Genomic DNA, 9,680 nt, shown 5'->3' on the forward strand with positions numbered 1-9,680 from the left:
CCGAGCGTTACGCCGGTTCGGTAGATGTCGCTCCAGCGCCACTTTCCGGGGCGCTCTCGTCCGCCCCCGCCGACTTTCCCGGCTTGTCTTCCTCCGGCCCAGACAGGGCCGAAAGCAGCACCTCGATCGCCGTGGGCTTGAACACCAGCAAGGGATGCCGATCCAGCAGACCCGCAACCAAGCGTCGAGCATCTTCGGGGTTCATCCCCCCACCGATCAGGCCCTGGCGGATCGTGTCGCCGAGGTCGTCCACCCGCCAGTTCCCAAAGCGAATGCGGTTCAACAGTTCCTCGGGGCCTGCATTGGTCGCCTCTTGCAAGGCGCGCAGCTCCCCAAGAAAGAGGGTAAAGCGATGCTCGCCCCCGATCCATTTCAGGTCCTTCACTAGCATCAGGCAGCCTTATCGGTAGTGACCAGATCGCCATCGATCGTGATCGTGATTTCGGCGCTGACTTGCTGACCTTTCCGCTTATCGTTGTTCAGAACCGACAGAACACCCAGGCCGGTTTCGTACTCGGGGGTCCCGACTTCGGCCTTGGCGTGGGTGATCCGCACCCGCAGCTTTTCGTCAGGAGTTCCGTTGAACCAATCCATCGCCAGCCCGTGGCTTTGCGCGTTCCAATACCCGGTCCCGCTGATCGAGAACGACCGGGCGCGGGTATTCGCGCGGGTGACGTAGGGCAGGCTTTCATCGTCACAATCCGCGGGAACCTCGGGCTGATCGACCTGCTTGTTGCGGTTGATCGTCACCTGCTCCATCGCGCAGAATTTCGAATAGGTCCCGCTGTCGGGCACCCATTCCACCTCCAGAACCAGATCCTGGAAATCGGCCAAAGTCGGCTTGGGCATCGTGCTCACTCCTGTTCAGTAATTCGGGCAACCCGCCCGAGGGTTATGGCCAAAGGGCCGGTGGTCGGCAGGCCCCGTCAGGAAGCCTTCCATGCCTTGGTGATGACCCGCTTGATTGCGGATTTGGTGCGATCCCGGTTGGAACGCCAGCCGGGATAGAAATAGGGGCTTGCCGGGATCTTCCCGACATAGCGCCCGGTGGTTTTCTGGTAGCGTTCGGCCGTGCCGAACTCGGCCCACCGCGCAAGCGCGGGGAAGCCTTGCGGGTAGTCGCTGGTTTTGGCGGTGGCATAGATCGTGATCGTCAGTTTGCCGATGGCCTTGCTGGAAAGCGCCAGGGCACCGGTGGGCGCATCGCCCCAGGCCCAATCGATGATGACCGCCGGATGGTCATTCAGGTTGCGCATATGGGCGACGATCCGGGACGCCTCTTGCTCCATCTTGTCCATGGCTGCGCGGCGGATATTTTCGGGGATCCGCTGCAGACGCTGATGCAGCGCGGCCCGCCCTTTCACCACGCTCAGCCCCCCACGGTTTCGATCCCGGCCTCGATCTGGATGATGCCGTGAACCTTGGCCGGATCAGGATCATCACTCACGCGGGCCAGCACAACGTCCAGGCGCGTACAGGCGTAGGGCGCAGCCAGATCGGGCCGAATTCCATCCAAAGCCGCATAGACCGCGTCCACGATCTGGCGGCAGGGCCATTTCTTGCCACCCGTTTCGCACCAGACATCGATCTGCAGCGTATCGACCCGGAACAGCAGCTCATCCGCACGACCCGGCCGGAAGTCACTGGGCCCCAGATCGATATAGGGAAACTCAGGGTTCTTGGGCGGTTCGTCATAGACGCGGCCCCCAATCAAACCCACCAAGGTCGGATCTGCCTTTAGCAGCGCGATCACCCCATCCTGAAGCGCAAGAGATTGAGACATCAGGGATTTACCCCGCTGGTTTTGTCGGCCACGCCAAACTCCACATCGAGCCAGACAAAGGCGGGATCCGTCACCGGGTCCACCGCCCGGATGTTATAGCGCCGTCCCGCAGCATCGCGCATGTAGTCAGACGCCAGCAGAGAACGGGCGGCAATGCAGCTGCGCAGCTTGACCTTGATCACGCCGCGGGCGGTTTCGGCACCGGCCGACACGCCCTCGGTGCCCGATTTGTAGATCAACCGGGCGCGGGCCGAATGCACCTGCGCGTCAACGGCCTCGAACCCGCCGTGACCATCGACCGCCTCACCGGGGCGCCAGAATGTCACCGTATACGGCAACGGAGCGGGCATTAGGTAAACTCCCGATACGGGGCCAGCAGCATCAGGGCGACCCCCGGAAAGACTGACGCCTCGGACCGATCATTGTAAAATTGACCGGCGATCAGCAGCACAGCGACTTGCATCGGGTTCGGCCAGTCGCCGGGGAACTCGGTATCGAGATCTCGGCGGGTGTAGTTTGCCACGTGCCCCTCGGCCGCCGTGAGATAAGCAGACAACAACGCGTCATCGTCATCGAACGTGACTTGCACATGCTCTTTCACCCGCGCGAGATCGACTCCACTGGTCACTTCGATTCATCCTTGGCAGGCGTGGCGGCAGGATCATCTTTCTTCGGATCCTCTTTGGTGGGCGCAGCCGGTGGTTCGGCTTTCTTCGGCCCGGAATTCCCGTTAGCCTGCGCGGCATCATCGACGATTTTTTTCAGAGCCTTGGCGCTGACCGGCTCGGCAAACTTGCGCTCAATATAGAGATCGAAGGTTTTTTCGTTCTTGGGTTCGACTTGGTAGATCACTCCCGCATGATGCGTTCCGTGATCCCCGGTTTGTGTGCGCAACATACGCACGAATTTTTTTGCAGCCATTTCAGCCTCCATCAGTTGAATATCCGGGGCAGTCGCCCGCCCCGGATAGGTCGCACTACGATCAGGCGAAGGTGAAGTTGCCGGTGACCAGCGAGGCGGCGCGCCGTTCGGCCAGGGCCTGACGCTTGGTTGCCTTGATGGTTTTCATACCGTCAACGAAGTTGGTGCCGTGCTCAGACGAAATCAGAATCTCAGTCTGCTGACGGTCATAGAGCGTAGCCGCCATCTTGAACGCACCGCACAACCAACTGCCAGCAGTCATGCTGTTGCTTTCAGCGACAGGCAGGCGCCACAGGCTGGGACCGGCAGGCGCTTCTGCGCTACCAACGATATAGCGACCGGTTGTGTCCTTGGTCAGTTCGATCGCTGCCCAGTCGATCGGGCTCAGCACAAAGGCATCCGCAGCGTAGTCGTTCAGAACAACCTGCAGCATGGCCAGACGCAGACGATCCGTGTGCGTGGCATTGGGCAGACCTGCTTGCGCCGCAAAGGCCGTCGCCCAGGTCATCATACCGTTCAGGTTTTCACCGGTGTTGTTGCCGGACAGCAGCTGGGTTTCTTCGACCAGTTCAACCTCGTAGCGCAGTTCGGTATTCAGCAACCCCATCAGTTGAGCGGCATCCGCGAAAGCCTCGTCCGATCCATGTGTCAGGGCGACAATCTTGCGGATCGCAGCCTCGGCCTTGGTCCAGCCAAACTCGGACGCGGTGGGCGCCGCCCCTTCTGCGGTCATGCCGCCCTGATGCGTGCGCGTGACCTGCTTGGTATATTTGACCAGATCCGAACCGGTGTTGATCACCGTCAGCAGATCCCGGATTTTCAGAGTGCGGCGCGGCATGTCGACGGCCGTGTCGCGGTCTTCCCAGATCAGGCCGCCACCCGATCCATCCGCCGAGGTCACGGCCGCGTTCAAGGTGATCTTGGCCGTACCGTTCATACCGTTGGCCAGGTAAGCCTTCAGTTCGTCGCTTTCTGCCACATGTTGGCCGACCGTCATCTGTTGCTGCGCTCCGCCACCACCCTGGGCGATGATCTGTTCCATCCCCAGCGCGCGGGTTTCCAGCGCCTCCAGCTGGCCCTCCAGCTTGGCCTGCGCGGTGCTGGCCTCGTTGAACTTCGGCATCAGCGCGTCGATCTGCGCTTTCAGTTCGGCGCCAACATCGCCAGATGCTTTGGCTTCTTTCAGGGCGGCCTCGGCCTGTTTCATGACATCATCGCGCATGGTCGCGATGCTGGCCTTGATGTCCTCCAGCGCCTTCGCGGTCAGGCCCGAGGCATCCGCACGCGGGACGCTGGCCAGGGCAGCAGGCGCAGTTGCCATATGCGCTGCCAGGGCAGCGCTCATCAGAAGATGACGTTTCATAGATTTTCTCCGTCAGTTGGTTTTGGTGAGGGCCCGGATATCATCCAGTAGGCCCGCGATTTGGGCGTCATCCTGGACGCCCTGTTGGGCAGCCGCTGGCGTGCCCCCTTTCAGGTCCTTCAAAAGCCCCCGCGCATCTGCCCGCGAAAGGCCGGCACGCTTGGCCAGAAGGTCGAATTTCTTTTCGGCGCGCAGCGAACTGCTGGGATCATCCCCGTCACCGTGGGCCACATCGTCCGAGGACAGGAACCCATCCGCGAACCCGTCATCGACAGCCGTGGCGCCATTGATCCAGGTCTCGGCGTCCATCCGTGCCTCAATGTCATCCAGCCCCAGCCCCGAGCGCACCTGGTAGACATCAGCCATGGCCGCGTCAAAAGGCTCCAGCCAGTCCGCGACCTCGCGCAGATCGTTGCGGTTGCCCATCGCTATCACCCAGGAATTGTGGATCATCAGGAAGCTGGAGCGGCCGATCAGCACCTTGTCGCCAGCCATGGCAATAACCGAGGCCGCGCTTGCCGCCAGCCCGATGATCTTGACCGTCACGTCCCCAGAATGCTCACGCAGCAGGTTGTAGATCGCGATCCCTTCGAACACATCACCACCAGGGCTGTTGATCGAGACTGTCACGGGGCGGTCCCCGATCGCGCGCAGCGCAGCCCCGATGCGTTTGGCTGTCACACCATCGCCCCACATATCCGCACCAATCGGATCAAGGATTGAGATCGTCGCCTCATCCTCGCCAGCCGCCGCGCGCAGATCAGGATCCCAGCGCTTTGCTGCGGCGATTGTCACATCGGACTGAACGCCGGGACGCACACCGATTTCCAGCTTGGGAAGGTTCCGTTTCATTCTGCATCCTTTCGAAGATCGATCAGGGGCGCCAATGCCGTCTGCGCCAGCAGCTCGTCGGCCAGTGGGTCGTCATGCCTGGGCAGGTTCAGTTTCTCGCGCCGCTCGTTCGCGGTCATGGTGCCCGAGGTCGCCATGCGGCTCAGGAATTCGGCTTTGGCCTTGCTGTCCATCTCCAGCATGGCCTCTCGGTTGTACTTGTAGAACCATTTGCCCCGGCGCTCGGGCGGGATGGCATCAAGGTTCAGACGCGCCTCGTTCCGGCGCAGGATCGGATTGATCCCCAGCCGGAGCCAGGACAGCATGATCGATTCAATCCCCGTTCCCCACATGGTCTGCCCCTCGCTGGCATGACCAATGACCACGGGCGGGGTGCCGAACCAGCGACAGATATCTTCGACCTGGAAGCGCCGGGTGCCCAGCAACTGCACATCTTCGGGATCCCATTGCACCTGGTTCCATTTCAGGCCCGCCTCCAGCACCATGGTTTTGCCTGCTCGGCTGGACCCGGCATAAGCCTCAAGGTTGGTTTGCAGCTGCGTTCGCTGCTCGGGGCTCAGCGACTGGTCCGCCTCCAATACGCCCGAAGGCATCAGCGCATTGGAAAATACTTTGGCTGCGGTCTGATCCGCCGAAAGCGCAGCGCCGAAGCTTTGAACGCCGTATTTAACAACACTCAGGCCAAGCCCGTTACCCGCCCCGAAGCCGCGCAGGTGCAAAACCTGGTCGGCCGTCAGCACCCGCCGCTTACCCTTTTCGATCACAACATATTCGAACGCGCCACTGACCCGCCGCGGGGTCACATTGAAAAGCGGTCGATAGCCAACCGTCCGCGCCCCGATTTTCAGTTTCTCGGCGTAGGCATTGCCGCGCAACAGCTGCTGAACCGTAAAGCCTTCCCAGAATTCCACCCCGGTCTGCATGGCGTTGGGCTGGGCGAACATGATGTCCGCGGCCTCGGCGTCGATCCGGTTTTTCTTGCCATCCTTGGTTTTCTCATAGAGGTGGCACGGCAGGCTTGCGACCAGTTGCGAGGTGGCGCTGGCACAGGCCCAGACCGCCGACAGCTTCATGATCGTCTCGTTCGAAACCAGCGCACCGGAATCTGCAACGGTGCCCACATCCGACAAAGACAGATCAACGCCATCCACCACGACCCATCCAGATTCCCCGGCGGCCAGTTCTGCGCGAATGCCACGGATCGCAGCGCTGAATAGCTTCTTCATATCACCATAACCGGGTTGTTCAGGAAGCCGCTCAGATCCTTCTGAGCCGCCACCGGGTTCCTATTCATCAGCATGACCGCATCAAACAGCGCCATCAGCGGGTCGATCTTAGCCACGCCCGAGCGTTGTTTGGTCACAACCCGCGCATTGCCCCGCAGCTCGGTCTTGGCGTTGCCGACACTCCAGGCCATCAGAGGACGCGCGCCATGTTCGAACGTGCCGCGTTTCAACAGGCGCGGCAGGCCGTTGATGGCCGCGTTCAGCTTGTAACCTTGCGACACCGGCACGATTTCCCGACCCGGCTCCAACCCCAGCCCTTCCATCGCCTGGATGATCTCGGCCACGCCTTCGGGGTCCATGCCGATCGCCCATTCCTCGGGGAACAGCCCCGCATCATGGACCTTCTCGATCACCTCGATCACGCCCTCGATATCCTCGTCTGCGCTTTCGCAGATCACCAGGTCGCCTTGCTCGGCGAAGTCCAGCAGCCGTTCGGCGATTTCCTTGCGCGCCTTCAGCACGTCAGGCTGCACCCAAGCCCTGCCCCAATGCAGCCAGTTCTTGGTTTCCCGGCAACGCCCCAGAATGGCCAGCCCCAGAAGGTCATCCAAACCGCCGCCATCAACGCCGGCCACGCAAACCTCGGACCGGGCCAGCAGTTCGTCCAGGTCAAGCGTCTCGTTTGCGCAGCCCTCCCAATAGTCCGCCCCGATCCATCGATCGGAATGCAGGCCCAGGCCGATCTGGATGTTCAGGTGCTGCGACATCCAAAGCTGGACATCTTCCTTGCCCTTGCTCTCGGCCAACCTCAGCAAGCGTTGCAACTTTTCGATATGGATCGAAAGCCCAAGGTTGGGCAGGATCAGCGGCCACATCTTCGGATCCCGGTAGGGTTCCGACTTGTTCCGCTGGACCGCCTCGGGGAATTCGTAAAGCACCGCCAGGATGCCTTCGGAATCCACATCCCCATTCCGTATGGAGCGCGCCAGGTTCAGCTCGGCCCGAAACACACCCGCTGGTTCCTCGGTTGACTGCGTGGTGATGAACACCAACAACGATCCATCCTTGACCATACCGCCCCGCAACTGGCCAATGACCTTGGTCGCATAGGACACAGTCGACAGCAGGTGCAGCTCGTCGATCAGAACAAAGACAGGAATATCCCCGGTCACCACCTTCATGTCGAAGGTCTTGATCTCCAGCACCGCCCCCGTCAGCACATGCACGATCCGGCTGCGATGCTCCTGCACATGCAGCAGCTTTTGTAGCTTGGCGTCCGCGTTGATCATGCCTTGGGCCTGAGTAAAACTCTTAGCCGCAATTTTCTGGGTCGGACCCAGGATGACTCCACCTGCGTTCGGGATCTCGTTCAGCAGCAGCCAGACGATCCCCAGCGCCGCGCTGTTCGTCGTTTTCGAGTTCTTCTTGGGGATCAGCAGGAACAGCTCGCTGATCGCCCGGATCCCGCTATCTTCTTCCACGCAGCCAAACAGCGTGCCCACGATATCGCGGAACCATTGCCCGCCAACCTCGCCGAACCGCGGCTGGCCGACGACATCTGGCAGGCGCAGCTGATCAAAGACGCGCACCGCGACACTGGCCTTGTTTTCATCCAACGGCAGATCCGGGATCGGCGTCTCGCCCGCTTGCAGTTTGTCCCACCAATCGGGACAGGACAGATCAAACGGCACTAGTTCGGGCGCTCTTGCTGATCAGCCGCCGAGGGCAGAAATCCCCATTGGTCATCGGGTTCGGCCGCGTCAATCATGCGCTGCTGTTTCTTGCCCAATTTCGGCTTCGGCGCCTTGCCCTTGGCCGGGCTGGTCATGTCAGCGCTCAGATCGGCCAGCTGCTCGCGCTCCAGGATCTTGAACAGTTCCTTCAGCGCCGAGACATTTCCGGCGCTGGCTTCCTTGTCGAGCTGCAACAGAACCCGGCCCTTCACTTCGCTCAACACGGTCTTGCGGGCGCGCTTGATCGAGCTGTTTTTAAAATAATGCTTGTTCAGAGTGGGAACCGTGATCCCCAATTCTTCGGCAATCTGCGCCGATGTCCAACGCGACAGGACTAACATCCTGACTTTGTTGACATTTTCTGACGTGGCCACGTGCCCGTTCGCACCGGGCTTGCCTTTGTTCTCCGGGATCGGTTCACCGAAGAGGTCAAATTCTCGGGCCATGAAAAAAAATCCCTAACTAGGAGGGGGGCGGGTCTAGGCTCGCAGGCTTCTGGACTTTTGACCCACCCCCCCCTCTTTCGATGGCGTCAGCTCTAGGCCTCGCCGCGTTTCTCTCTGCTCTGCTTCACCCGGTCGTGCCATTCCTTGGACACGATCTGCCAATTGTCCTCGTCCCAGAACAGCGCAAGATCACCTCGATCGGGCACGATGTGATCCACCACAGGACTATCGGGCGCCTGGTTGATGCCAATCAGAGCAACGCCCGTCTGTTCGCAACGCAGGACGTCACCCAAAAGAGCCGCCGCCGCCGTCCGCTTCGCGATGAATGCCCGCCGCGCCCGCTGCCACTTGGCCGTATTGATCGGGCGCCCGGCGCTCCGACGCTCAACGTCCGCGTCTGCGGGCGCACGAAAGCGACAACCGCCCGCGCGCGGCAACATGGGGCGCATGCCGCACCCTTTGAGTTTTCCCATGATTGACTGAAGCCCCCAATGAAAACGCCCGGCAGAGGGTTCATCCTCTCCGGGCGCAATTCGGAAGTTGGTAACTTGTCTAGGGGGCCTAACTTTCGCCGTCAACAATTTTCTTCCACGGTGTCATCGGCGGCATAGCGTCGGTCACCTGAAAGGCGCTCAATCCACCATAGAGCCGGAACCCCTCGCGCAGCTCCAACAGGGCGCCCCACCAGTCAAGGTAAGAACGCCGCGCCCGCGAAATTTGCGCAGCAGTCGGACGCACCAATACCGGGCAATACTTGACAGCATCATGCACCACCACGCCCTTGCGGTTGCGCCGCGGCTGCGCAGGCCACCCATGCACACCCAAGCCGGACGCGTCTTCGGTTTTCGCAATCACACCAAACTGGTTCACATTGACGGCAACGGGTACGACCTTCGGCGCAGCCCCTGGCATCCAATCGGGCACGGCCCCTGCCCGCGCCAGTTCGGCAATACGGATCGCCATGGGCCGACCACCGCGCGCCTCGGGCAAGACCGACAAGGCCGATGCCACCACATCCGCGTCCGGGTGCGGATCTGACCGCCCACCACCATCGACCCGGCACCCCAACTGTTCGTGCTGAATAATCGCCGCCGTCGAGGAAACGTAACCCCACCCCACAGCCGACGCCCCATGCCGGTCGAAGTCCAACTGCGCACATTCCCGCCGGAACGCCCATTCCAGCAGATCAAGGATTGAGATCGCCTGTAGAGACGCTGTCCCACCCACACACTTGCCGCCATTGATTGCCTGAACCATCATACCTAACCCCAGTTCTTCCATATTTCGTTGTTTCGATAGAGAGCATTACAAGATGTTGTTTTTCGGTAGGTTTAACCGGGGCAGATGGGGCAGAAC

The 9,680-nt window shown here is 61.1% G+C and carries 14 protein-coding genes; all 14 read right to left on the reverse strand.

Translation table 11 applies throughout. The features are described from left to right. Nucleotides 1–7: 7 nt before the first annotated feature. Nucleotides 8–391, reverse strand: coding sequence for a gene transfer agent family protein (locus ACXADQ_RS16300; RefSeq protein ID WP_475323222.1), 384 nt, complete (start codon nt 389–391; stop codon nt 8–10). After that, nucleotides 391–849, reverse strand: coding sequence for a phage tail tube protein (locus ACXADQ_RS16305; protein ID WP_475323224.1), 459 nt, complete (start codon nt 847–849; stop codon nt 391–393). The genes ACXADQ_RS16300 and ACXADQ_RS16305 overlap by 1 nt, the downstream gene beginning before the upstream one ends. 77 nt (nt 850–926) lie before the next feature. Next, nucleotides 927–1,367 (reverse strand): hypothetical protein, encoded by a 441-nt coding sequence (locus tag ACXADQ_RS16310; protein WP_475323227.1) that lies wholly within the window; start codon nt 1,365–1,367, stop codon nt 927–929. A gap of 2 nt (nt 1,368–1,369) precedes the next feature. Continuing rightward, entirely contained in the window at nt 1,370–1,783 is a 414-nt protein-coding gene (locus ACXADQ_RS16315) for a DUF3168 domain-containing protein (RefSeq protein WP_475323229.1), read from the reverse strand. Continuing rightward, nucleotides 1,783–2,133 (reverse strand): phage head completion protein, encoded by a 351-nt coding sequence (locus tag ACXADQ_RS16320; RefSeq protein ID WP_475323232.1) that lies wholly within the window; start codon nt 2,131–2,133, stop codon nt 1,783–1,785. The genes ACXADQ_RS16315 and ACXADQ_RS16320 overlap by 1 nt, the downstream gene beginning before the upstream one ends. Further along, nucleotides 2,133–2,411: a head-tail connector protein gene (locus ACXADQ_RS16325; RefSeq protein ID WP_475323234.1), complete on the reverse strand. Its 279-nt coding sequence runs from the start codon at nt 2,409–2,411 to the stop codon at nt 2,133–2,135. The genes ACXADQ_RS16320 and ACXADQ_RS16325 overlap by 1 nt, the downstream gene beginning before the upstream one ends. Beyond that, entirely contained in the window at nt 2,408–2,704 is a 297-nt protein-coding gene (locus ACXADQ_RS16330; RefSeq protein ID WP_475323236.1) for a hypothetical protein, read from the reverse strand. The genes ACXADQ_RS16325 and ACXADQ_RS16330 overlap by 4 nt, the downstream gene beginning before the upstream one ends. Nucleotides 2,705–2,765: 61 nt before the next feature. Continuing rightward, on the reverse strand, nt 2,766–4,067 hold the full coding sequence (locus tag ACXADQ_RS16335; protein WP_475323239.1) for a phage major capsid protein: 1,302 nt from the start codon (nt 4,065–4,067) through the stop codon (nt 2,766–2,768). Between the two features lie 12 nt (nt 4,068–4,079). After that, complete coding sequence (locus tag ACXADQ_RS16340) at nt 4,080–4,919, reverse strand: head maturation protease, ClpP-related (RefSeq protein ID WP_475323243.1); 840 nt, start codon at nt 4,917–4,919, stop codon at nt 4,080–4,082. Further along, nucleotides 4,916–6,145: a phage portal protein gene (locus tag ACXADQ_RS16345; RefSeq protein ID WP_475323248.1), complete on the reverse strand. Its 1,230-nt coding sequence runs from the start codon at nt 6,143–6,145 to the stop codon at nt 4,916–4,918. Before ACXADQ_RS16345 ends, ACXADQ_RS16340 begins: the two co-directional genes overlap by 4 nt. Further along, nucleotides 6,142–7,836: a terminase large subunit gene (locus ACXADQ_RS16350; RefSeq protein WP_475323251.1), complete on the reverse strand. Its 1,695-nt coding sequence runs from the start codon at nt 7,834–7,836 to the stop codon at nt 6,142–6,144. Before ACXADQ_RS16350 ends, ACXADQ_RS16345 begins: the two co-directional genes overlap by 4 nt. Beyond that, complete coding sequence (locus ACXADQ_RS16355; RefSeq protein ID WP_475323254.1) at nt 7,836–8,324, reverse strand: hypothetical protein; 489 nt, start codon at nt 8,322–8,324, stop codon at nt 7,836–7,838. Before ACXADQ_RS16355 ends, ACXADQ_RS16350 begins: the two co-directional genes overlap by 1 nt. A 92-nt stretch (nt 8,325–8,416) precedes the next feature. After that, nucleotides 8,417–8,797, reverse strand: a complete 381-nt coding sequence (locus tag ACXADQ_RS16360) for a hypothetical protein (RefSeq protein WP_475323258.1) — start codon at nt 8,795–8,797, stop codon at nt 8,417–8,419. An 88-nt stretch (nt 8,798–8,885) separates the two neighbouring features. Continuing rightward, entirely contained in the window at nt 8,886–9,584 is a 699-nt protein-coding gene (locus ACXADQ_RS16365; RefSeq protein ID WP_475323261.1) for a hypothetical protein, read from the reverse strand. Nucleotides 9,585–9,680 lie beyond the last annotated feature (96 nt).

The sequence above is a fragment of the Thalassovita sp. ABM4_323 genome, from assembly GCF_056158665.1.